Raw genomic sequence first — 24,531 nt, forward strand, 5'->3', positions numbered from 1 at the left:
ATTCACCCGAAGCTTTTCCGCTTTCCGGAACCCAAAGCGCATCAAGAAAACGCCCGAACCATGACAATTACGGTGTAGCCAGTGATCGGACGCCTGCCCATCCTCGACCTGTTCCCGACCAACGACCTGGGCCCGGTGAAAGCAGTTCCCGGAGAACGATTCACCGTGGGCGCCACCGTCATCCGCGAGGGGCACGACTCCCTCGCCGCGGGCGTGGCCCTGTACTCCCCCGAGGGCCGACGCCATTCCCTCGTCCGTATGCGCGAGACCCATCCCGGGACCGACCGGTTCGAGGCCGAGATCAGCCTCCCGAGCGAGGGGAAATGGTCCTTCGCCGTCGAGTCCTGGCACGACCCCTTCCTCACTTGGCGCCACGCCGCGGAGATCAAGGTCCCCCTCGGCCAGGACACCGAGCTCGTCCTGGAAGAAGGGGCCCGCCTGCTCGCCCGCGCCGGACGCCGTGTTCCCCGCGACCCCGCCCTGAACCGCGCGGCGAAGGCGCTGCGCGACACCTCCCTCACCCCGGCCGAACGCCTCGCCGCCGGCCTCGACCAGCACGTCGTCGCGGCCATGGAACGCTCACCCGTGCGCGAGCTCGTGACCCGCTCGCGCAAGGTGCGCGTGGCTGTGCACCGCGAGCGTGCCCTCTTCGGTTCCTGGTACGAGTTCTTCCCCCGTTCCGAGGGCGCCCAGGTCGACACCGTGCCCGGCCAGGAACGCTCGGGCACCTTCGCCACGGCCGCCAAGCGCCTCCCCGCCGTCGCCGACATGGGCTTCGACGTGGTCTACCTACCCCCGATCCACCCCGTCGGGGTCAGCAACCGCAAGGGCCCCAACAACACCCTCACCGTGGGACCGGGCGACCCCGGTTCGGTGTGGGCGATCGGGTCCGAGGAGGGAGGCCACGACGCCGTCCACCCCGACCTGGGCACGATCGCCGACTTCGACGCCTTCGTGGCCGAGGCCCGTGAGCACGGCCTCGAGATCGCCCTCGACCTCGCCCTCCAGTGCTCCCCCGATCACCCCTGGGTGGCCGAGCACCCGGAGTGGTTCGTCCAGCGCGCCGACGGTTCCATCGCCTACGCCGAGAACCCGCCCAAGAAGTACCAGGACATCTACCCGCTGTGCTTCGACCGGGACTTCGAGGGCCTGTACGCGGAGATCCTGCGTGTGGTGCGGCACTGGATGTCGCACGGGGTGCGCATCTTCCGCGTCGACAACCCCCACACCAAGCCGGTCGTGTTCTGGGAGCGCCTGCTCGCCGACGTGGCCGCCACCGACCCCGACGTGCTGTTCCTGGCCGAGGCCTTCACCCGGCCCGCGATGATGCGCACGCTCGGCAAGGTCGGGTTCCACCAGTCCTACACCTACTTCACCTGGCGCAACAGCAAGGACGAGCTCACCGACTACCTCACCGAGCTCAGCCGGGAGAGCGCCCACCACCTGCGCCCCAACCTGTTCACCAACACACCCGACATCCTCCACTCCTATCTCCAGCACGGGGGCCGGCCCGCCTTCGAGGCACGGGCCGTCATCGCCGCGCTGGCCTCGCCCACCTGGGGCGTCTACTCGGGGTTCGAGCTGTGCGAGAACACCCCGGTGCGCCCCGGCAGCGAGGAGTACCTCGACTCGGAGAAGTACCAGTACCGGCCCCGGGACTGGGCAGCCGCCGAGGCCTCCGGGGAGACCATCGCGCCCCTCCTGACCGCACTCAACCGGCTCCGTCGTGAGCACCCGGCCCTCCGGGAGCTGCGCAACCTGCGTTTCCACCACGTGGACCGACCCGAGCTCATCTGTTTCTCCAAGCACAGGCCCGGTGTCGGGCCGGAAGACCCCGACGACGTCGTCATCGCCGTCGTCAACCTCGACCCGCACCACGCCCGCGAGGCGACGGTGCAGCTGGATCTGCCGTCCATCGGCCGCGACTGGGAGGAGGAGATCGAGGTGACCGACGAGCTGACCGGCCGTGCCTTCACATGGCGAGCGCACAACTACGTGCGGCTCGACCCGGCGACCGGGCCCGCTCACGTGTTCACCACCACCGGCAGATGAGGCCACCCGGGGCGGGCCGAACGGCAAGGGCCCGCACACCCCGGGAGACGCCCGTTGATCCGACGTCGAACATTTTGGTGGGGAGCAGTAGATGAGCAAAGACGCGCCCGGACCCGGCGACCACGCCGAACACGGTCCCCTGGCCCCGGCGACCGGGGCCGCCACCGGCCCGCTGATGTCGTCCGGTGGTTCCAGCGATCCCTACTGGTACAAACACGCCGTCTTCTACGAGGTGCTCGCCCGGGGGTTCTTCGACTCCAACGGCGACGGCACCGGAGACCTGGCCGGTCTCACCCGGAAGCTCGACTACCTCGAGTGGCTGGGGATCGATTGCGTCTGGCTGCTGCCGATGTACGAGTCGCCGCTCAAGGACGGCGGCTACGACATCTCCGACTACTTCAAGATCCTCCCGGAGTTCGGCCGCACCTCCGACTTCGTGGAGCTGCTCGACGAGGCGCACCGCCGCGGCATCCGGGTCATCACGGACCTGGTCATGAACCACACCAGCGACCAGCACCCGTGGTTCAAGGCCTCACGTGAGGACCCCGAGGGCCCCTACGGCGACTTCTACGTCTGGTCGGACACACCCGACCGCTACGAAGAGGCCCGGATCATCTTCGTGGACACCGAGACGTCCAACTGGACCTGGGACGAACAGCGCGGGCAGTACTACTGGCACCGGTTCTTCTCCCACCAGCCCGACCTGAACTTCGAGAACCCGAAGGTGCAGGAGGCGATCCTGGGGGTCCTGCGCTACTGGCTGGACCTGGGCATCGACGGGTTCCGGCTCGACGCGGTGCCCTACCTGTACGAGCGCGAGGGCACCAACTGCGAGAACCTCAAGGAGACGCACGAGTTCCTCAAGCGGGTGCGCTCCGAGGTCGACCGCCTCTACCCGGACCGTGTGCTGCTGAGCGAGGCCAACCAGTGGCCGTCCGACGTCGTCGACTACTTCGGCGACCACGAGAGCGGCGGCGACGAGTGCCACATGAACTTCCACTTCCCGCTGATGCCGCGGATGTTCATGGCGGTGCGCCAGGAGCAGCGGTTCCCGATCTCGGAGATCCTCGCCCAGACCCCGGAGATCCCGGAGAACTGCCAGTGGGCGATCTTCCTGCGCAACCACGACGAGCTGACCCTCGAGATGGTCACCGACGAGGAACGCGACTACATGTACGCGGAGTACGCCAAGGAACCCCGCATGCGCGCGAACGTGGGGATCCGCCGGCGCCTGGCTCCGCTGCTGGACAACGACCGCGACCAGATCGAGCTCTTCCACGCCCTGCTGCTGTCGCTGCCGGGTTCGCCGATGCTCTACTACGGCGACGAGATCGGCATGGGCGACAACATCTGGCTGGGCGACCGCGACGCGGTGCGCACGCCGATGCAGTGGAGCTCGGACCGCAACGCCGGGTTCTCCAAGGGCGACCCGGGACGCCTGTACCTTCCGCTGATCCTGGACCCGGTCTACGGGTACCAGGCGGTCAACGTCGAGGCGCAGGTCGACAACCCGGGCTCGTTGCTGAACTGGACACGGCGGATGATCCAGATCCGCAAACGCCACCCGGTCTTCGGTACGGGTGCCTACACCGAACTCGACGCGACCAACCCGAGCGTGCTGGCCTTCCTCCGTGAGGACGGCGACGACCGGATGCTCTGCGTGAACAACCTGTCCAAGTACCCGCAGCCCGTCGAGCTCGACCTGTCCCGGCACGCCGGGGTGAGCCCGGTCGAGTGTGTGGGCGGGGTGCGTTTCCCCGAGATCGGACAGCTGCCGTACCTGCTGACCCTGCCTGGCCACGGGTTCTACTGGTTCCAGCTGCCGCCCCTCGTGCCGGAGGACACCACGCGGGCCGAGGCCGGTGACCTGCCCAGTTACGGGCTCCCGGCGGCGGGGATCAGCGCGCACAGTACCCAGGGAAGCGGGCCGATCTGACATGTCCGAACTCGAAGAACTCCTGGCGGTCTGGCTGCCCCGGCAGCGGTGGTTCTCCGGAAAGGGGATCCCGATCCGGCGGCTGCGTATCCTGAGCCGTCACCGTCTGTTGTCGGCCGGTGACGAGGGCCCCGACCTGAACCTGCTGGTCGTGGAGGCGGGCCAACGCGGCACGTACTCCCGGTACCAGGTCATGCTGGGCTCTCGTCCGCCGCGTGCGCTGCCCGCCGACCTGGCCCGCACCGCCATCGGTGTGTGCCAGGTCTTCGGCGGCCGGGCTCAGGTGGTCTACGACGCCGCCCACGACGAGCAGCTCACCCGGCTCCTGCTGGAACGCTTCGCCGCACCCACGAGCGAGGGCCGCTCCGAGGTGCGGTTCCGTACCGTGCCGGGCGCGCGGGTGCACACGGGGGCGCCGGGGCGCCTGCTGACGGGGGAACAGTCGAACACCTCGCTGGTCTTCGGGCGCGAGCACGTGCTCAAGACCTTCCGACGGCTGTGGCCCGGGCCCAACCCGGACCTGGAGCTCAACACGGCGCTGTCGGGCTCGCCCTACGTGGCCGAGCCGTGCGGGTGGATCGAGGCGGACCTACCGGGTTCGCCGACCCCGACGACGCTGGCGATGCTGCAGACCTTCGTGCCCGACGCGACCGACGGCTGGGTGCTGGCGACCGAGAACGTGCGGTCGCTGCTGCAGGGGTCCTCGCCGGAGCGGGAGTCCTCCTTCGCCGAGGAGGCGGCCCTGCTCGGGCGCACGACCGCGGAGGCCCACCGGGCGTTGTCCCAGGCGCTGCCCACCGACGTGCTCTCGCCGGGGGAGATCTCCGACCTGGCCGACGCGATGATCGAACGCCTGGCGATGGCGACCGCGGAGGTCCCGGAGCTGGCCGAGCACGCCCCGAGGGTGATGTCGGCCTACTCCGACTTCTCCCGCGTGGACGAGCCGCTGCCGACCCAGCGGGTGCACGGCGACTACCACCTGGGCCAGGTCATCCGCCCGGAGCAGGGGTGGGTGCTGCTCGACTTCGAGGGCGAGCCCACGATGCCGGTGCAGGACCGCCGGAGCCTGTCGACGCCGCTGCGGGACGTGGCCGGGATGCTGCGCTCCTTCGACTACGCCGCGGGTTACCTGCTCATCGGCCACCCGGGCGAGCCGGACCTGGAGTGCTCGGCCCGCGCGTGGGCGCAGCACAACCGGGAGGCGTTCTGCCGCGGTTACGCCGACGGCGGCGGGATCGACCCGGAGAAGCACCTGACGGCTCTGCGGGCCTTCGAGTTCGACAAGGCGGTCTACGAGGTGCTCTACGAGGCGCGGAACCGGCCGAACTGGCTACGGGTCCCGCTGGACTCGATCGCCTCGGCGGTCGCGCCCTCGTTGCCGGGCTGACCCGGTGTGCGGTCACGGTCGCCGTGCGCGGCCGTGACCGCACCGCTCCCCGTTCCCCGCTCCCCCGGATCCGCCCTCACGCAGGACCCCGCTCGAGCCGCTCGTCCCTCGCCCCCGTTCGACGTCCCCCCGATCACGACCACCGTCCACGACCACGACACACACGGAGCCGAGTTGTCCCCGTCCAGCGAAGAACAGCGACCGCGCGAGCGCACCGCGACACCCGCGCCGAAGGCCGCCTCCACGAAGAAGAGCACCGCCGACAAGAAGCCGTCCGCGACGGCGAAGAAGGCGCCCGCCCCGAAAAAGGCCGGCACCGCCAAGGGCGCGACCGCGAAGGGCGCTGCTGCCAAGGGCGCGGCCGCGAAGACCTCCGGCCCCGGGACGAAGGCGTCCGCCGCCCGCACCCGGCGCCCGTCCGGCCCCGCCGCCGAGCTCCTGGCCGAGATCGACCGTGTCGTCGACGGCCACCACCACGACCCGCACAGTGTGCTGGGCGTGCACACCGAGGGCCGCTCCACGGTCGTGCGGGCCCTGCGTCCGGGCGCCCTCGAGGTGCACGCGGTCCTCGGCGACGGCACGCGGGTGGAACTGGCCCACCTGCACCGGGGGGTCTTCGCAGGCAAGGCCGCGAAGAAGGCCCTGGGCACGCCCGCCGACCTCCGGGTGGCGGCCCGCTACGAGGAGGGCGGCGCCGAGCACGTGAGCGCAGACCCCTACGTCCTCGCCCCGTCCCTGGGCGAGCTCGACCTGCACCTCATCGGCGAGGGCAGGCACGAGGAGCTCTGGAACGCCCTGGGCGCGCACGTGGACACGCTCTCCACCAGCAAGGGCGAGACCGCGGGCACCGGGTTCTCGGTGTGGGCACCCGACGCGCGCGGGGTCCGGGTCGTCGGCGACTTCAACTACTGGAACGGCGTCGGCCACCCGATGCGCAGCCTCGGGTCGAGCGGCGTGTGGGAGCTGTTCGTCCCGGGCGTGGGCGCCGGCGACCTGTACAAGTTCCAGGTGCTGGGCGCGGACGGCCACTGGCAGGACAAGGCCGACCCGATGGCGCGCGCCACCCAGGTCCCGCCCGCGACGGCGTCGGTGGTGGCCTCGTCCGAGTACGTGTGGGGCGACCAGGAGTGGATGGCCGACCGCAAGGGGGTCGAGCCGCACCGCGCCCCGATGAGCGTGTACGAGGTGCACCTGGGGTCGTGGCGCCCCGGGCTCGGGTACGAGGAGCTGGCCGAGCAGCTGGTGGAGTACGTGACCGAGCACGGGTTCACCCACGTGGAGCTCCTGCCGGTGGCCGGGCACCCGTTCGACGGGTCGTGGGGGTACCAGGTCACGTCGTACTACGCGCCGACGCCGCGGTTCGGTTCGCCCGACGGGTTCCGGCACCTTGTGGACTCGCTGCACCGGGCGGGTGTCGGCGTGCTGCTGGACTGGGTTCCGGCGCACTTCCCGAAGGACGCCTGGGCGCTGGCGCGGTTCGACGGCACGGCGCTGTACGAGCACCCGGACCCGCGGCGGGGCGAGCACCCCGACTGGGGCACGCTCATCTTCAACTACGGCCGTACCGAGGTGCGCAACTTCCTCATCGCCAACGCGCTGTACTGGCTGGAGGAGTTCCACATCGACGGGCTGCGGGTGGACGCGGTGGCGTCGATGATCTACCTCGACTACTCGCGCGACTCCGGGGGGTGGGAGCCCAACGCCTTCGGGGGGCGGGAGAACCTGGAGGCGATCGACTTCCTCAAGGAGCTCAACACCGCGGTGTACCGGCGCAACCCGAGCGCGGTGATGATCGCCGAGGAGTCCACGGCCTACACGGGTGTGACCACACCGGTCGACATGGGCGGGCTCGGTTTCGGGCTCAAGTGGAACATGGGGTGGATGCACGACTCCCTGGAGTACGTGAAGAAGGAGCCCGTCCACCGCAAGTACCACCACAACGACATCACCTTCGCGATGGTGTACGCCTACAGCGAGAACTACGTGCTGCCGCTGTCCCACGACGAGGTGGTGCACGGCAAGCAGTCGCTGATCAACAAGATGCCCGGGGACGAGTGGCAGCGGGCGGCGAACGTGCGTGCGCTGTTCGGCTTCATGTGGTCGCACCCGGGCAAGCAGCTGCTGTTCATGGGCGGGGAGATCGCCCAGGGCGAGGAGTGGTCGCACGAGGACGGTGTGCCGTGGTGGCTGCTCCAGTTCGACCACCACGCGGGGGCGCAGCGCCTGGTCAAGGCGCTCAACGACGCCTACCGCCCGCGTGAGGCGCTGTGGTCGCTGGACACCGACCCGGCCGGGTTCACCTGGTTGGACGGCGGCGACCACGAGGGCAACACGCTCTCCTACCTGCGGTTCGGGGAGCAGGGCTCCGTGCTGGCGTGCGCGGTGAACTTCTCGCCGGTGCCGCGGGAGGACTGGCGCATCGGCCTGCCGCGCGGGGGCCGGTGGAGCTCGGTCCTCAACACCGACGACACCCGGTTCGGCGGTTCGGGGTACCCGGCGCCGGCGGCCGTGGAGGCCGAGGAGCAGGGTTGGCACGGGCAGCCGTTCTCCGCTCCGATCACGCTGCCGCCGCTGTCGGCGGTCTGGTTCGAGCCGCAGGACTGACACCGAGCATCGAAGCGCAGGTGAGGGGCCTCGGGGGTGCGGAACCCCCGGGCCCCGCCGTGTGTGCGGGGCCGTGGCGTCGCGCACAGGGGGCCGTGAGCCGGTGGCAAGCGGTGCAACCGGGTCGTTACGCTACGGGGACTCGTGTCCCCGATCGTCCGGTTCCAGAAAGGTCCATGTCTGCGCCCCGCTACCCCGCTGCCCTTCCCTCCCCTGCCCTGAAACAGGCCCGACCACGGTTGGAGGGGGTGGACCTGGCGCGGTGGGTCGCGGTCACGGGCATGTTGATCGTGCACTTCAGTGTGCCGTTCGTCCCCGGTGACACCGTGACCGCCTGGCTCACCCACCAGGCGGCCTGGGGCCGTTCGACGATCCTGTTCACGTTCCTGGCCGGGGTGTCGCTGGCCATCATCGCCGGAGCCCGCGAACCGCACCGGGGACGGAAGGCGAACGTGACCGCCGGCCGTGTGGCCGTGCGGGGTCTGGTGCTGATGATCATCGGGTGGATCCTCACCGCGATCGTCTCCCCCACCGAGGCCGCGCTGACGGTCATCATCACCTACTACGGCCTGTACTTCCTCCTGGCGATCCCGTTCCTGCGCCTGAACGCGAAGTGGAGCGCGGCCGCCGCCGTCACCGCCGCGATCGTGGGGCCGCAGCTGCTGTACGCCCTGCGGCGCTCCAACGACGAGGGCGGCTGGTTCTACGAGTTCACACAGTCCTGGAACCAGGTCTCGCCGGGCCACATCTTCCTGGAACAGGGGCTGCTGGACCTGTCGGTCTACGGCTTCTACCCGGCCCTGAGCTACCTCGCGATCGTGCTCGCCGGTCTGGCCGTGGGGCGCCTGGACCTGCGCTCGCACACGGTCCGGATGGGGCTCGCCGCGCTGGGGCTGCTGCTGAACTCGGTCGCCTACCGGGCGTCCTGGCACGCGTGGGAGAGCTACCGGCTCGTCGACGAGATCGGCCCGCGCGAGGAGCACCAGGGCCCGGTGCCCACCGACGACGCCCGTTGGCTGCTCTCCAGCGCCTCGCACACCGCCACCACCCCCGAGATCGTCGGCGGGACCGGACTGGGCATGGCGGTGCTGGTGGGGTGCCTGTACCTGGCCGACCACCTGCCGCGCCTGCTGCGGCCGCTCATCGCCACGGGCACGATGGCGTTGACGGTGTACGTGGCGCACGCCCTGGTCATGGCGTGGCAGGCGAACATCGACCACACCTCGGGGGACCTGGCCCACTGGTTGAACGAGTACATGCCCGAGGTGTTCATCGTCGGGGCGATCGTGGTCGGGTTCGCTTGGCACAAGCTCGTGGGACGCGGGCCCGTGGAGGCGTGGGTGTCGACGGTGAGCAAGGCCGTGGTGCCCGGCGGCGGGGTGTCCCGGAAGGCCCGGAGCACCGCGGGCGGTGGTGACCCCGGTTCCGACGGGGGCGGTGACCCCGGGGGGCCCAGCGGCAGCGGGCCGGAGGGCCCGGGTGGCAGCGACGGCCCCGAAGGCGACGCCGCCGGCCCCGAGGCGGGTGGCCCCGACCCCACGGCCCCCGACGCCGGCAGCTGGGACCTCGAGCGACCGGGACCTGGTGAACGCCGCGACGGCGCGGACGAGAGGGCGGAGACCGAGCGGGAGCCCGAGCACTCCGGAACCGGCCCGCGCTGGACCTGACGCGCCCTCGCGTTGAACAGGGATCGGACCCGGGCGGCTGTCACCCCGGTGACAACGCCGGGACCCATGTTGTCTCTGCGGGGCGAAGCAAGTTCCGGGGCGGCGGGGTTAGTTTCCTCGACATGTCTGTCACCCCCGACGACCTCTGCCCCCTACCCCGACTGCTCGACCGGTGGGCCTCCGAGCGGCCGCACGGCATCGCCTACGGGTTCACCGACTTCACCGACGACACCCAGGGCTCGAACACCGCGCTGACCTGGGCCGAGACCGCGCGGCGTGTGGACCTGCTGGCCGCCCGTGTGGCCGCGGCGACGGCCCCCGGCGACCGGGTCGCCGTCCTGGCCCCACAGGGGTTGGAGTACGTCGTGGCGGTGCTGGCCGTCCTGCGCACCGAGGCGATCGCCGTCCCGCTCTTCGCCCCCGGACTGCCCGGCCACGGGGACCGGCTGGCGGCCACCGTGCGCGACTGCGCCCCCGCCGCCGTGCTCACCACGGCCGACGCCGAACCGTCCGTCCGCGCGTTCCTCGATCCCCCCTCCGACGGCACGGACGGCGCGCCGGTCGGTACTTCCGTGCACACGGTGATCGCGGTCGACGCTCAGCTCCCGGAGACACCCGCCGACGGGCCCTCGGTCCCCCGTCCACCCGGGGTCACACGTTCGCCCGGGGATCCCGCCTACCTCCAGTACACGTCGGGGTCCACCGGGTCCCCGTCCGGTGTGGTCATCACCCACGGCGCCCTGACCGCCAACGTCCGGCAGTTGTGGGCGGCGGCGGTCGGCCCGGAGGACCGGACCGTCACCACCGTGGGGTGGCTCCCGCTCTTCCACGACATGGGGCTGGTCCTCACCGTCGCCGTCCCACTGCTGACCGGAAGCCGCGCGGAGTTCATGGACCCGGCCGCCTTCGTGATGAACCCGGCCCGCTGGCTGCGGCTGCTGTCCCGGCACACCGACGTCTACAGCGCGGCACCGGACTTCGCCTACGAGCACTGCCTGCGCCGGGTGCGCGAACGGGCCCGGCAGGGGTTGGACCTCAGCGGGGTGCGCGCCCTGCTCAACGGGGCAGAGCCGATCCGTCCGCAGACCCTGGAACGCTTCGCCCGGGCCTTCGGTCCCCATGGCCTGGATCCGAACGCGATGACACCCGCCTACGGGCTGGCCGAGGCGACGGTCTACGTGAGCATGGACGCCGCCGACCGCGCGCCCGCCCTGCGCACCGTGGACCGCGCGGCCCTGGCCTCGGGGATCGCGATCGAACGCCCCGGAGGCGGGGAACACACGTCCACCCTGGTCTCGTGCGGCCGCCCCGTCGGTCAGGAGGTCGCGGTCGTCGACCCGGAACGGGCGACACGGCTGAGTGAAGGCACGGTCGGCGAGATCTGGGTGCGCGGCCCCAACGTCGCCACGGAGTACTGGGGATCACCCGCGCACGGGGCCGAACGCTTCGGGGCCCGTCTCGACGGCGGCCTCGGTTGGCTGCGCACCGGGGACCTCGGGGTCCTCCTCGGCGGGGAGATCCACGTGACCGGTCGGCTCAAGGACCTGATCATCGCCGACGGGCGCAACCACTATCCCCAGGACCTCGAGGCCACCGCCGCCGACGCCCACCCCGCGGTCCGCCGGGGCCGGGTGGCCGCCTTCGCCGTGTCGGGAACCCACGGGGAGCAGGCGGTCGTAGTGGCCGAGACCGACGACGCCCTGCCCGCCGCCGAACACGGAGAGGTCTCCCGGGCGGTCCGCCGCTCCGTCTCCGCCGAACACGCCCTGGGCCTGCACGACGTCGTGCTCGTCGGGCGGGGAGGGGTGCGGCGCACCAGCAGCGGCAAGCTCGCCCGGAGCGCATGCCGCGAGGCCTACCTGGCGGACCGCGCGTCCGGATCCGCACCCGGTGGGGGCGCCCCGCGCGAAGGTGCGGGCGCCGGGCCGGGGGCCGCAGCGACCACACGCCCCTGACCCGGCCCCGGACGGCCGCCCCGGCACGGTCGTCCCCTCCTTCCACCCCGACGGAGCCCCATGTTCGACGCGCTGGCACGCACGGTCTGCCGGCACCGTTGGGCCGTGCTGCTCACGGCGGTCCTGTTCACGGTGCTCTCCGCCGTGTGGGGGCGGGGTGTGTTCTCCGACCTCTCCGACGGGGGTTTCGAGGACCCCCGCTCGGAGTCCGCGTGGGCGTCGGACACCCTCGAGGCCGCCTTCTCCGAGGGCGACGAACTGGTCGTCTCCCTGCGCGCCACCGTGATGACGGTCGACGACTTCGAGTACCGGCGTGCGGTCGGCCGCATGCTGGAGCGGTTGCCCGAGGGCGCGCTGACCGGGGTCACCGACTACTGGAACACCGGTGACGAGGCACTGGTGGGCGAGGACCGCCGGGACACCTACCTGCTGGTGTCACTGCGCTCCGGGGAACTGGCCGACGAGGCGGGGCACGAACGTGTGCGCGCGGCCCTGACCAGCCCCGACTTCTCCGTCGAACTGGGCGGCGAAGCGGTCGTCGCCCAGGAGACGGCCGAGCAGACCGAGTCCGACCTCGCCCGAGCGGAACTGATTGCGCTGCCCGCGCTGGCCGTGCTGCTGCTCGCGGTGTTCGGGAGCGTGCCGGCCGCGCTGTCGGCCCTGGTGCTGGGCGTGTTCGCGGTGCTGGGCTCCCTCACGCTGCTGCGCACGTTGGCGATGGTCACCGAGGTGTCGGTCTTCTCGGTCAACGTGATCACCATGCTGGGCCTGGGCCTGGCGGTGGACCACTCACTGCTCGTCGTGGCCCGTTTCCGTGAGGAACTCGCCCGGTCGCCGCGCGGGGGTACGGCCGAGGCCGTGCGCACGACCCTGAGCACCGCCGGCCGCACGGTGGCCTTCTCCGGGACCACGGTGGCGGCGGCGCTGTGCGGACTCCTGCTGTTCCCGCAGATGTTCCTGCGGTCGGTGGGCCTGGGCGGGATCTGCGCGGTGCTCTTCACCATGGCCGGGGCGCTGGTCGTGCTCCCGGCCCTGTTGGCGGTGTTGGGCAGGCGGATCGAGGCGTTGAGCCTGCCGTGGCGGCCCCGGCTGATCGTGCCCCGGCACCGCAGGCCCCGTCCGGGTTTCTGGCGCCGGGTGGCCAGGGCGGTCAACCGGCGGCCCGTCCTGGCGGCGTTGCTGGTCACTGCCGTGCTGGCGGCGCTCACCCTGCCCTTCGCCGGGGTGCGGTTCGGTTCCGTGGACCACCGGGCCCTGCCGGAGGACGCCGAGAGCCGCGCCGTCGCGGAGGAGGTGCAGGAGAGCGCTCTCGGCCACTCCGTCAACGCCCTCGACGTCGTGGTCACCGTGGTCGGCACCCCCGACCAGGAGGCGCTGGAGGACTACGCCGACCGGCTCGCGTCACTGCCGGACGCCACCGGGGCCGACCTCACCGGCTTCTCGCCCGAGCACGGGGTGGTGCGGCTCTCGGTGCTCCACGGCGCCGATCCGATGTCCGACACCGCCCGCGAGCTGGTCCACGCGGTCAGGGCCGAGCCCTCACCGCCCGGGGCCGCCGACGTGCTGGTGGGCGGGCCCACCGCCGAGCAGGTCGACGTCACCGACAGCCTGGCCGACCACCTCCCGCGCGCGCTCGCCCTCGTGCTCGCCACGACCCTCGTGCTGCTCTTCGCCGCCTTCGGGTCGGTGCTCCTGCCCGTCAAGGCGGTGCTGGTGGCGGCGCTGTCGCTGGGCGCGTCCTTCGGCGTCATGGTGTGGGTCTTCCAGGACGGCCACCTCGCCCACCTCCTCGGTTTCACGCCCACGGGGACGACGGATCCGACCGTGCTCGTCCTCGTGCTCGTGGTGGCGTTCGGCCTGGCCACCGACTACGAGGTGTTCCTGCTCAGCCGGGTGCGCGCCGAGTGGGAAGCGGGACGCAGCGGCCCCGAGGCCGTCGCGGAGGGCATGCACCGGACCGGAGGGGTCATCACGGCCGCGGCCCTGCTCCTGTGCACCGTCCTGGTCGCCTTCTCCACGGCCGAGGTCGCCATCGTGAAGATGCTCGGCGTCGGCCTGCTCACCGCGATCGTGCTCGACGCGACGCTCGTCCGGATGCTGTTGGTCCCCGCGACCATGCGGTTGATGGGTTCGGCCAACTGGTGGCTGCCCCGTCCGCTGCGCGCTGTTCACGCGCGGATCGGCTTCGGCGAGGAGGAACCGTCGCACACCCCCGTCGTGTCCCCGCACCCCGCGGCGGACGCGCACACCCCCCGAACAACGGAAGGCACGAACCCATGGCATCCCCTCGCCCCTACGTCCCCCGACACCGCGCCTCTTCGAGGGTCCCCCGTCCCCGGCCGACCGCGCTGACCGCCCTCCTCCTCTCGCTCGTGCTCGGCCTCTCGGCGTCGGCGGCCGCACACGCCACCGCCGGGGACGAGGGCGCCCGGGTCGTCGAGGAGGAGCGGTTGGACGAGCGCACCGTCGACCTGCACGTGGCGTCCCCGGCCATGGACGACACGCTGCCCGTGCGGGTGATGTTCCCTCCCGGGTACTCGGCGGAGGCCGAACGCACCTGGCCCGTCCTGTACCTGCTGCACGGCGGCCGCGACGACTACACCTCCTGGACCCGCGAGACGGATGTCGCCGGTATCAGCGCCGGCAGCGACGCCATCGTCGTCATGCCCGAGGGCGGACGGGCCGGGAACTACGCCGACTGGCACAACCACGGCCGCGGCGGCGGCCCGGCCTGGGAGACCTTCCACACCGAGGAGTTGTGGCACCTCCTGCAGACCGAGTACGGGGCGGGTGACCGGCGCGCGGTGGCAGGGCTGTCCTCGGGCGGTCTGGGGGCCCTCAACTACGCGGCGCGCAACCCCGATGAGTTCTCGGCCGCGGCCTCCTTCAGCGGGCTGCTGTCGCCGCGTGCACCGGGCGTGCGCCAGCTGCTGCTGTCGATCATGCGCTCTGAGGGGCTCGACCCCTACGCCCTGTGGGGTTTCCCGGGCGCGGACGAGGAGCGGTGGATCGCCCACGACCCGCTCTCCAACGCCGAGGCGCTGCGCGGCACCGAGCTGTACCTGTCCAGCGGTCTGACCGGCCTGCCCGGCGAGCTCGACGAACCCGGCGGCGACTGGGACCCCCTGAACATCGGGGAGGCGCTGTCCGGCAAGGCCCTGCGTGCGATGGAGGAGGAGCTCGACCGCAACGGCGTGCCCGCGACCGTCAACCTCTACCGCGACGGCACCCACTCCTGGCCGTACTGGGAGCGCGAACTGAGCAGCGCGTGGCCGATGTTGATGGGATCGATCGGGGCGCGGACTGTGCCGAAGTGAGCCCAACCGCTCGGAAGTCGAGCACCGGACACGATAGTGGCGTGAACCGCGCCCGCTGCATCCTCGGGGTGTCGCACCGTACTCGCGGTGTGATCCCCCGAGGAAGCAGGAGTGACCCCCCGTGACCAGAACACCCCGCCGCCGACGGCCCCACCTGGCCTGGACGGCCGCCGCCACCTGCACCGCGGGCGTGCTCACCGCAGGCGCCTCCGTGGCTCTGCCCTCCGGCGAGAGCACGACCGAGGCCGGGCTGACCGATGCGGGCCAGAGCACGGCCGGCGCGCCCGAGGAGTCGCCAGGGGCGGTGGAGGCCGACGTCCTGTGGGACGAGATCGAGCAGCCGGCGGAGGAGGACCTGTCCCCCGAGGACGAGGACTTCTTCCGCCCGCCGGACCCGCTGCCGGAGGGCGAACCCGGAGACATCATCCGGGCCGAACCCGCCGAGGCCTTCACCGACGCCCTGGGTGTCGGCCGTTTCCCCGCCGACGTCTGGCGGATCCTCTACCTGTCCACCGACGCGCTCGGCGAACCCATGGCGGTCAGCGGCACCGTGATGGTCCCCGAGGAGGAGTGGGAGGGTGACGGCGAGCGTCCCCTCGTCTCCTACGCGATCGGCACGCACGGCCTGGGGTCGCACTGCGCGCCCTCGGTCGGGTTGGAGGAAGGCCTGGAGTACGAGGCGTCCATGATGGAGGACGTCATCGACGACGGGCACGCCCTGGTCGTCACCGACTACGAGGGCCTGGGCACGCCGAACGAGCACACCTACATGGTCGGCCACTCACAGGGCGCGGCCGTGCTGGACTCCCTGCGCGCCGCGACCCGCCTGTCCGACGCCGGGATCCCGGAGACCTCCCCCATGGGCGTCACCGGCTTCTCCCAGGGCGGCGGGTCCGCGGTGTGGGCGGCCGAGATGCACCCCGAGTACGCGCCCGAGCTGGGGCTCGAGGGAGTCGCCGCGGGCGGTGTGCCCGCGGACCTCGACCAGGTCGCCGACCACCTCGACGGCAGTGCGTACTTCACCTTCCTGGCCTTCGCCGCTTACGGGTACAACGCGGCCTACCCCGAACTCCCCCTGGAGGAGCACCTCACCGAGGAGGGGCGGGAGATGCTCGACGAGGCCGGCGACCTGTGCATGATCGAGGCGTTGCCCATCGGCATGTTCGACTCGATGGATGACCTGGTCACCACCGACCTGCTCAACACCCCCGAGTGGCAGGCGCGGCTGGCCGAGAACCGGCCCGGCGGGAGCTCCCCCGAGGTTCCGGTGTACATGTACCACTCCCCGGAGGACGACGTGATCCCGGTGGAGCAGGCCGAGGAGCTGCGGGACGCCTACTGCGCGGCCGGGGCCGAGGTCGAGTGGAACAGCACCGGCTCGGGACTGCACATCACCAGTCTGTTCCTCGACTTCCCGGAGGCCAACGACTGGCTGGGCGAGCGCTTCGCGGGTGAGCCGGTCGACAGCACCTGCTGACCCCGGCCCGGGGACGGTTCAGCCCCGCCGCGGAGAGACGGAAGCGCCGCGGCGGGGCAGCGTCCACAGGCTCAGCAGACCGCCGAGCGCCACGAGCGCGGCGGCGCTGAGGAGCCCGGTCGAGTAGCCGTGCATGAAGGCCTCCGCCTCCGAACCCCCGCGGGCCAGCACGGCGTCGCTGCCGGACCCCACCAGCACACCCACGGCGGCGATGCCGAAGATCCCCGACACCTCGCGGGAGACGCTGAAGACCCCGCTCGCAACGCCCTCGCGGCGCGTGGGAACGGCCCCGAGCACGGCGGACCCGAGGGGTGTGGTCAGGCCCGAGCCCACACCGATCACCACCATCACCGGAAGGAGGTGGGGATGCCCGTGGCCGGGTTCCAGCAGGGTCACCGCCGCCATCCCGCCGGCGACCAGGAAGAGCCCGGCCGCGACCACGGTGTTGGCCCCGAAACGGCGCGCCAGGGCCGGGGCGACCGGGGAGACGACCACGACCGCCACGGCCAGCGGCAGGAACGCCAGCCCGGCCGAGGTGGGGGTGAAGCCCAGCACGTCCTGGAGGAAGATCGAGGTGAAGAAGAAGACCCCGTTCACACCGAGCCCCCACAGCACCTGGGCGGCCACTCCCCCGCTGAACACCCGGTGGGCGAACAGCGACAACGGAACCATGGGCGCCGCTGCCCTCCGTTCGACGAGGCCGAAGACCGCGGCGGCGATCCCGGCGACCGCCAGGGCCAGCTGGGTGCGGGGTGCGGTCCAGCCGATGTCGGGGACGTGGATCAGCGCGAGGGTGAGGGCGGCCAGCGCGACCGTGGACGAGGCCAGCCCCGGTAGGTCGAGGGGCTGCGACGCACCGCGGCCGTGTGGGAGCACCGCCCGGCCCACGAGCATCGCCGCCACCCCGACGGGCACGTTGACCAGGAAGATCCACCCCCAGTGCGCGTGCTGGCTGATCAGCCCGCCCAGCACCGGGCCCAGGGCCAGCGCCGCCGCCGACGTGGCCATCCACACCGCGACGCCGAGGGAGCGCCGCCGCTCGTCGCCGGCGGCCGAGACGATCGCCAGGGTCGTCGGCAACAGCAGGCCGGCGCCCACACCCTTGACGATCCGGGCGGCGATGAGGGCGGTGGCGCTGTCGGCCGTACCCGCCCACAGGGAGGCGAGGGTGAACACCCCGAACCCGGTGAGGAACACGGCGCGGTGCCCGTACACGTCGGCGAGCCGCCCGCCGGTGAGCAGGGTCGCCGAGAAGCTGAGGATGTACCCGGCGGCCACCCACTCGAGCGTGGTCAGGGACAGTCCGAGGTCGGCGCGGATGCTCGGCAGCGCGACCGTGACGATCGTGTTGTCCAGCATCGTCAGGAACGCCGCGAGCGCCACTGCCACCAGGACGGGCACGGGCCGCGTGTCCACGGCCGCCTTCTTCTGTATCAGATCCATCGGGGACCTCCTCGCGCCCCAGTAAGGCACAGGCCGATCGGACCTGACTTGTCAGCGGACGACAAAAAACCGGCGGCGAATTGACCTTTCCGTTGATGTAACGGACCCGGGGGGCCACTAGGTTCGCTGGCATTCCCTTTTCCCCTGCTCTTCATTTTTCCGGATCGCTTTCCCCGACGGTGTCGCATTCGCCGGCACCGACCCCGCAGGAGTGGATTCGCCATGCGAGAGAGTTCTCCCCCCGACACCCCCGCCGATCCCCGCGGTTCCGACGGCTCCCCCGCCGGGGCCGCCCGGATCCAGGGGTTCCTGGTCGAACTGCTGGCGGAGCTGACCGGCACCGACTCCGCAGCCGTGGACATCGATCTCCCCTTCGCGGACCACGGCCTCTCCTCGCGCGACGCCGTCTCCGTCGCGGGTGAGTTGGAGGAGGAGACCGGCCGGCCGCTCTCGCCCGCCCTCCTGTGGGAGCACCCGACGGTGCGGACCCTGGTCGAGGCGCTTATCGGCGACGCCGAAGCGGGGCCCGGACCGGCCTCCGTGGAAGGCGGCGACGCGGCCGACGCGGACGACGGCCTGGTCGCGGTGGTCGGGGTCGGCTGCCGCTTTCCCGGAGCGGACGGCCCCGAGGCCTTCACCGAACTCCTGGCCTCGGGCACCGACCGGATCCGCGACGTGCCCCCGGGACGGTGGGACCGCTACGACGACGGCTCGCCCGAGACCGCCCGGCTGCTCGCCGCGACGTCCCGGAGGGCCGGGTTCCTCGACGACATCGAGGGGTTCGACGCGGCCTTCTTCCGCATCACCCCGGACGAGGCCCGTGTGGTGGACCCGCAGCAGCGGATCCTGCTGGAGACCGCGTTGGAGGCCCTGGAGCACGCCGCCCTCCCGCCCGCCGCAGTCGCGGGGACCCGGGCGGGCGTGTTCGTGGGGGCCTCCTCCACCGAGTACGGGCACGTCACCATGGGCGACCTCAACGGGATCGAGGGGTGGAGCGCCCCCGGCGCCGCGCTCAGTGTCATCGCGAACCGGCTCTCCTACCAACTCGACCTGCGTGGCCCCAGCCTGACCCTGGGCACCGCCTGTTCGTCCTCGCTGTCCGCCGTGCACACGGCCCTGCGGTCACTGCGTTCCGGCGAGTGCGACACCGCGCTGGCCGGCGGGGTGAACGTGCTGCTCTCACCGGCGGTGACCGTCGCCTTCGACCGGGCCGGCGGCACCTCTCCCACCGGGACCTGCCGCCCCTTCGACGCGGACGCCGACGGCATGGTGCGCGGCGAGGGCTGCGGTGTGGTGGTGCTGAAACGGCTCGGCGACGCCCGCCGGGACGGTGACCGGGTCCTGGCGGTGCTGCGCGGGAGCGCGGTCAACTCCGACGGCCGTTCCGCGGGCCTGGTCGCGCCCAACCCCGCCGCCCAGCGGGACGTGCTCACCAGGGCCTGTGCGGACGCCGGGGTCTCACCCGCCGAGGTGGGTTACGTGGAGGCGCACGGCACCGGGACCCCGCTCGGCGACCCGATCGAGGCCCGTGCGCTGGGCGCGGTCATGGGCAGGGACCGGCCGGCCGGGGACCGGCTGCGGGTCGGTTCGGTCAAGGCCGGCATCGGCCACCTGGAGGCGGCCGCCGGCAGCGCGGGGCTGATCAAGGCCGTGGTGGCGGTCCGGGACGGTGTCGTCCCACCCACACCGAACCACCGCACACCCACCCCGCACGTCGACTGGGAGGCCGAGGGCCTGGAGGTGGTCACCCGGGCCCGCCCGTGGCCGGACCGCCGGCGGATCGCCGGGGTCTCCTCGTTCGGGTTCGGCGGTACCAACGCACACGTCGTCGTGGAGTCGCCGCCGGAGGACCTGCGCGACGGAGCACGGACTCCTACGGGCAGGGAGCGCAGGGGCGCGCTCCACACGTTCCCGGTCACCGACGTCTCCCCTGAGCGCGTCCGCGACCACGCCGGCCGTCTCGCCCGCTGGTTGGACGCACGGGCCCCTGCCACGGGCGCTGCGTCCGAGGAGAGCGCCGAGAACCACGGGGCCGTGCTGGACGACGTGGCCCGCACGCTCCACCGCCGGGCCGGGCGCGGCGGTTCCGGGTCCGCCGTGGTCGCCGCCGACCTGGACGGGCTCCGGACCGGGCTGCATGGGCTGGCTGCCGGGACCGCCCACCCGGACGTGGTCACCGCACCCGTCCGCCGTGGCGAGCAGGGCCCCGTGTGGGTCTTCTCCGGCTACGGATCGGGGCTCTCCCCCGACTCCGTGCACGCCCTCATGGACGCGGAACCGGCCTTCGCTGACGCGGTCGCCGAGCTGGACCCGGCGATGCGGCGGGCCACCGGCACCGGCCTGCTCGACGCGCTCGCCACTGCCCCGGACGACCTCGCGCTGAGCGTGGCCCAACCCGCGGTCCACACCGTTCAGATCGCGCTGGCCCGTCTGTGGCGCTCCTACGGCGTCCACCCCTCGGCCGTGGTGGGGCACTCGATGGGCGAGGCCGCGGCCGCCGTGGCCGCCGGAGTCCTCACCGAGGAGGAGGGCCTCCGTGTGACGGCCGAGCGTTCGGCCCTGCTGGAACAGCTGGTGGGCGGCGGTGCGATGCTGCTCGCCGAGCTCTCGCCCGAGGAGGCCGACGAGCGCGCCCGCGCCCGCACGGACGTGCACGTGGCGGTCTACTCCGCCCCCGAGCAGACCGTGCTGACCGGTGACGCCGCCGAGCTCGAGGCGCTGGCCGAGGAGTGCGCGGCCCAGGGCCGGCTGGCGCGGCTCCTGGACGCCCCCGGCGCCGGGCACTCCCCGCAGGTCGATCCCCTGATGGGGCCGTTGCGGGAGCGGCTCGGCGACCTGGTGGGACGCGAACCCGCGGTCCCGTTCTACGGCACCGTGCACGACACCCCCCGCAAGGCACCCGCCTGCGACGCCGACCACTGGGCCGCGAACCTGCGCTCGCCGGTGCGCCTGACCCAAGCGATCGAGGCGGCGGTGGCCGACGGGCACCGCGCCTTCACCGAGCTCTCCTCCCATCCCCTGGTGGCGCACTCACTGACCGCCGTCACCGGCGAGGACACGGTCGTCACCGCCTCGATGCGCCGGGGCACGGGCGGGCACCGGGAGTTCCACCGGTCCCTGGCCCGGTTGGTCCTGGCCGGACACGCCCCCGGCCACGAACCGCCGGGCCGGATCGTCGACCTCCCGGTGCCCGCCTGGGACCGGACCCCCTTTCCGCCTCCCGGGCGCGCACGTGCGCGGACCGCCGGCGCACATCCCCTGTTGGGCACGCCGACCCGGCTGCCCGGAGGGGAACGGGCGGTGGCCGAGGCGGACGTGGGAACGGCGCGCCTGCCGTGGACGGCCGCCGGACAGGGCACGGTCTCCGGCCACGCGGCCGGGGACGCGGGCTCCGGACCTGCGGTGCTGACGCTGGGCCACGTCGCCGAGATCGCGCTGGCCGCGGGCGTGTGGGAGTTCGGGGCCGACGCCGAGGACCTGGAGGTCACCTGCGTGGAGATGGGGTCGCCGCTCGCCCTGGGCGAGCACGCGCCGATCACCACCGACATCGTGCCCCAGGGCCCCGGGACGGTCCGGGTGGCCGTGCACGCCCGCGACGCCGCGGGGCACTGGCACGAGCACGCCACCGCGCTCGTCGGCGAGGCCGCCCCGGTGGACGGGGGCGGACCGTTGGACGGGGAAGGGCCGGCGGACGGGGCCGTTCTCGGAGAGGTCGCCGTCCCCGACGACGTCCCCGTGGACCGCGCCCCGAGGATCAGCCCCGCCCTGATCACCGCGTGCCTCGAGGCGGCGGCCCCGCCCGGCACCGACGAACAGCGGCACCTGGCCGTGCGCGCCGAACGGGTCGTTTTCTCGGAACGGGACGCAGAACGGGCCCCGGACGGTTCGGCGGCGGCCCGGGTGCGCTTCGACCCCATCCGGGGCGACGTGGACGTGCTCGACGGGGAGGGGCGTTCCCTGGCCCGAGTCGAGGGCGTGGTGTGGCGCTCGGTCCGGCCGGACACCGTGCCCGCCCCGTTGGCGGAGATGCTCTTCGACGTGGAGTGGGAGCCCGCGCCGCTCCCGTCGCCCGCGCAGAGCGCCCACGACGGCCTGGGTGACGGCCCTCTCGTGCTGGAGTTCGACGCCGCCGGCGACCTCTCCCCCGAGGAGGTCGTGACCGCCGCGGTGCACGGCGCCCACCAGGCCCTTGACTCCGACCGCCGCCTGCTGTTCGTCGCACGGGGCGGCGCCGACGCCGGGCCCTCCCGGGTCGCGCTCGGCGGGCTGCGGGGCCTGGTCCGGGTCCTGGCGCTGGAACACCCGGAGCTGGCCGCGGCGGTCGTTTCCGTGGACGGGACCGACACCACGGCGGCCGGAGCGGATCTCCGGGCCGAGATCGCCGCGCGGGCGGCCGGGGAGACCGACGAGGACGAGGTCGCCTGGCGCGACGGGGCCCGGTTCGCGGCCCGGCTCACCCGCACGCACCTGGAACGCCCGCGCCGCCCCGCCGCCCCCTTGGTCCGCCCGGGCGCGAGTTACGTCCTGACCGGTGGTTACGGCGGGCTCGGGACGGCCGCGGCACGCCTGCTCGCCGAACGCGGCGCCGGCCGGATCGTGCTCAACGGCCGCTCCGGGCCGAGCGCCGAGGCGGCGAGGGAGATCGAACGCCTCCGGGAGAGCGGCTGCGAGGCCGAGGTGGTGCTCGGCGACATCGCCGACCCCGGCACCGCCGAGCGCCTGCGGAACGCCGCGACCGCCGACGGATTTCCCTTGCGCGGGGTGTTGCACGCGGCCGGGGTCCTGCGCGACCGCGTCGTGCGCGACCTGTCACCCGACGACGTCCTCGGCGCCTTCGCTCCCAAGGTGATCGGGGCCCGGAACCTGCACGAGGCGACCCTCCACGACGACCTCGACTGGTGGGTCGCCTACTCCTCGGCCGCCTCGCTCCTGGGCTCCCCCGGCCAGGGCGCGTACGCCGCCGCGTCGTCCTGCCTGGACGTCCTCACCGCCTGGAGGCGCTCCCTCGGGCTGCCCGCCACCACCGTGGACTGGGGTGTGTGGTCGGGCACCGGCGGCGCCCCCACCGGGGCGGGCCTCGGGGTGCTGCGCCCGTTCGGGGTCGCGCAGGGGCTGACCGCCCTGGAGGCCGTGCTCGCCGACGGCCGCACCTCCGTGGGCGTGGCCGGGCTCCGACCCGCGCGGGCGGCGAAGGTCCTCCCCGACCTGCCGCGCATCCCCTTCTTCTCCCGGGTCATCGCCGCCGCCGAACACACGGCGCCGACCTCCGCGGAGGATCTGCGCGCCCTCCCGCCGGAGGAGGCGCGCGACCTGGTGGCCGAACGGGCACGGGAACGGGTCGCGGAGGTGCTCGGCGTGCCCCCGCAGAGCCTGGACCGCACGCTCCCGTTGGTGGAGGCCGGCATGGACTCGCTGGCGGCGATCCGGGTCAAGAGCGTCGTGGAGCACGAGTTCGGGGTGGCACTGCCCACCCGTGACCTGCTCACCGGCGGCACCCTCGCCCACGCGGAGGCCGCCCTCTGTCGGCAGTTGGGGCTTCCCGAGGCACCGGAACCTGATCCCGGCCCCGGTCCCGACCGGGCGACCGGAGAGGACGGCGCAGGTACCCCGGGTCCGCGCGATGCGTCCGAGCGTGCGGTCGGGCGCTGCGTCACCGAGGTCCTCGGCTTCGAACCCGGGATCCACGACGACCTCACCCACCGCACCGAACGCTCCGGCCCCACCGACTGGCGGGAACGGCTCCGCCCCCTGCTGGAGGCCGAGGCGGGCTCCGCGCTCGACCCCGCGACGCTCTTCGCCGACCCCACCGTGGAGGGGATCGCCGCCGTCCTGCGCGAGACCGACGACCCCGGGTCCGCCGGCCGCCCGCGCGTCCTCCAACAGGGCGCCCGTCAGGGGCACGGCACCTCGGACACACCCCCACCGCTGTTCCTCGCTCACCCCGCCGGCGGCACCACCTGGGTGTACCGGGGCCTGGCCCGGCGGCTCGGGGCCGAGCGCACCGTGCTCGGGCTCGAGCGCTTCACCGACGGCGCCTCCGTCGAGGAGCGCGCCCGCCGCTACGTCCGCATGGTCCGGCAGGCCCAGCCTTCGGGCCCCTACCGCCTGGGCGGCTGGTCGTTCGGCGGGGTCCTGGCCCACGAGGCGGCCCGGCAGCTCACGGAAGAGGGCGCCGAGGTCGAGCTGGTGGCGATGTTCGACGCGGGCCTGCCCATGGACGTGGGCCCCGAGCGTGCGCGGCAGCTGAGCGCGCGCCGCTACGCCGACTTCGCCGCCCACCTGGAGCGCACCCACGACCGCCCCGTCCCCGTCGACCCCGACGAACTGGCCGACCTCACCGAGGACGCCCAGCTCGAGGTCCTGCTGCGGGCCGTCGACGATTCCGGGGTCGGGAAGCTGCTCAGCCCCGCCATCCTCGAGCACCACCGCACCTCGCACGAGGACACCCTCGCGCTCGAGGCCTACCGCCCCGGACCCCACGGCGGCCGGACCGTGCTCTACCGCGCCACCCGGCCCACGCCCTGGGCGGTCTCCGACCCGCGCTACGACCACCCCGACGAGGCACGCGGCTGGGATCCCCACTGCCCGGACCTGCGGATCGTCCGGATCGACGCCCACCACCTGAACCTTCTCGACCCACCCGGGGTCGACGCGATCGCGCGCGACCTCGCCCCGTTGCTCGGCTGAAAGGCT

Annotated in this window: 11 protein-coding genes; 10 read left to right on the top strand and 1 reads right to left on the bottom strand. The window is 72.9% G+C overall.

Annotated features, from left to right (window positions below; translation table 11 throughout):
• Window positions 1-81 precede the first annotated feature (81 nt).
• From IDM40_RS15150 to IDM40_RS15190, 9 genes are all read left to right on the top strand, one after another.
• Complete coding sequence (locus IDM40_RS15150; RefSeq protein WP_193122654.1) at window positions 82-2,052, top strand: alpha-1,4-glucan--maltose-1-phosphate maltosyltransferase; 1,971 nt, start codon at window positions 82-84, stop codon at window positions 2,050-2,052.
• 91 nt (window positions 2,053-2,143) lie between these two features.
• Window positions 2,144-3,988: a maltose alpha-D-glucosyltransferase gene (gene treS / locus IDM40_RS15155; RefSeq protein WP_193122655.1), complete on the top strand. Its 1,845-nt coding sequence runs from the start codon at window positions 2,144-2,146 to the stop codon at window positions 3,986-3,988.
• Window position 3,989: 1 nt separating this feature from the next.
• A complete protein-coding gene (locus IDM40_RS15160) occupies window positions 3,990-5,375 on the top strand; it encodes a maltokinase N-terminal cap-like domain-containing protein (protein WP_193122656.1) in 1,386 nt (461 codons plus the stop codon).
• Between the two features lie 447 nt (window positions 5,376-5,822).
• On the top strand, window positions 5,823-7,979 hold the full coding sequence (glgB, locus tag IDM40_RS15165) for a 1,4-alpha-glucan branching protein GlgB (protein WP_193122734.1): 2,157 nt from the start codon (window positions 5,823-5,825) through the stop codon (window positions 7,977-7,979).
• 176 nt (window positions 7,980-8,155) lie between these two features.
• Entirely contained in the window at window positions 8,156-9,646 is a 1,491-nt protein-coding gene (locus IDM40_RS15170; RefSeq protein WP_216630837.1) for a heparan-alpha-glucosaminide N-acetyltransferase domain-containing protein, read from the top strand.
• A 122-nt stretch (window positions 9,647-9,768) separates the two neighbouring features.
• A complete protein-coding gene (locus IDM40_RS15175; protein ID WP_193122657.1) occupies window positions 9,769-11,601 on the top strand; it encodes a fatty acyl-AMP ligase in 1,833 nt (610 codons plus the stop codon).
• A 60-nt stretch (window positions 11,602-11,661) separates the two neighbouring features.
• On the top strand, window positions 11,662-13,953 hold the full coding sequence (locus IDM40_RS15180; protein WP_193122658.1) for an MMPL family transporter: 2,292 nt from the start codon (window positions 11,662-11,664) through the stop codon (window positions 13,951-13,953).
• Entirely contained in the window at window positions 13,878-14,918 is a 1,041-nt protein-coding gene (locus IDM40_RS15185) for an alpha/beta hydrolase (protein WP_193122659.1), read from the top strand. The genes IDM40_RS15180 and IDM40_RS15185 overlap by 76 nt, the downstream gene beginning before the upstream one ends.
• A 121-nt stretch (window positions 14,919-15,039) precedes the next feature.
• Complete coding sequence (locus tag IDM40_RS15190; protein WP_193122660.1) at window positions 15,040-16,395, top strand: lipase family protein; 1,356 nt, start codon at window positions 15,040-15,042, stop codon at window positions 16,393-16,395.
• 18 nt (window positions 16,396-16,413) lie between these two features.
• On the opposite strand, the gene IDM40_RS15195 is transcribed toward IDM40_RS15190, so the two are convergent.
• Window positions 16,414-17,838 (bottom strand): MFS transporter, encoded by a 1,425-nt coding sequence (locus tag IDM40_RS15195; protein WP_193122661.1) that lies wholly within the window; start codon window positions 17,836-17,838, stop codon window positions 16,414-16,416.
• A gap of 222 nt (window positions 17,839-18,060) precedes the next feature.
• Here IDM40_RS15195 and IDM40_RS15200 point away from each other — a divergent pair, with 222 nt between their 5' ends.
• A complete protein-coding gene (locus tag IDM40_RS15200; protein ID WP_193122662.1) occupies window positions 18,061-24,525 on the top strand; it encodes a type I polyketide synthase in 6,465 nt (2,154 codons plus the stop codon).
• The last annotated feature ends 6 nt before the right edge of the window (window positions 24,526-24,531 follow it).

This window comes from Nocardiopsis coralli, from assembly GCF_014892575.1.
Taxonomy (GTDB): Bacteria; Actinomycetota; Actinomycetes; order Streptosporangiales; family Streptosporangiaceae; genus Nocardiopsis; species Nocardiopsis coralli.

What these genes read in the sequence shown, in the direction of transcription:
- IDM40_RS15170 (WP_216630837.1), top strand. Translation starts at nt 8,156, where the DNA reads ATGTCTGCGCCCCGCTACCCCGCTGCCCTTCCCTCCCCTGCCCTGAAA.
- treS (WP_193122655.1), top strand. Translation starts at nt 2,144, where the DNA reads ATGAGCAAAGACGCGCCCGGACCCGGCGACCACGCCGAACACGGTCCC.
- IDM40_RS15160 (WP_193122656.1), top strand. Translation starts at nt 3,990, where the DNA reads ATGTCCGAACTCGAAGAACTCCTGGCGGTCTGGCTGCCCCGGCAGCGG.
- IDM40_RS15200 (WP_193122662.1), top strand. Translation starts at nt 18,061, where the DNA reads ATGCGAGAGAGTTCTCCCCCCGACACCCCCGCCGATCCCCGCGGTTCC.
- IDM40_RS15180 (WP_193122658.1), top strand. Translation starts at nt 11,662, where the DNA reads ATGTTCGACGCGCTGGCACGCACGGTCTGCCGGCACCGTTGGGCCGTG.
- IDM40_RS15185 (WP_193122659.1), top strand. Translation starts at nt 13,878, where the DNA reads ATGGCATCCCCTCGCCCCTACGTCCCCCGACACCGCGCCTCTTCGAGG.
- IDM40_RS15195 (WP_193122661.1), bottom strand. Translation starts at nt 17,838, where the DNA reads ATGGATCTGATACAGAAGAAGGCGGCCGTGGACACGCGGCCCGTGCCC.
- IDM40_RS15175 (WP_193122657.1), top strand. Translation starts at nt 9,769, where the DNA reads ATGTCTGTCACCCCCGACGACCTCTGCCCCCTACCCCGACTGCTCGAC.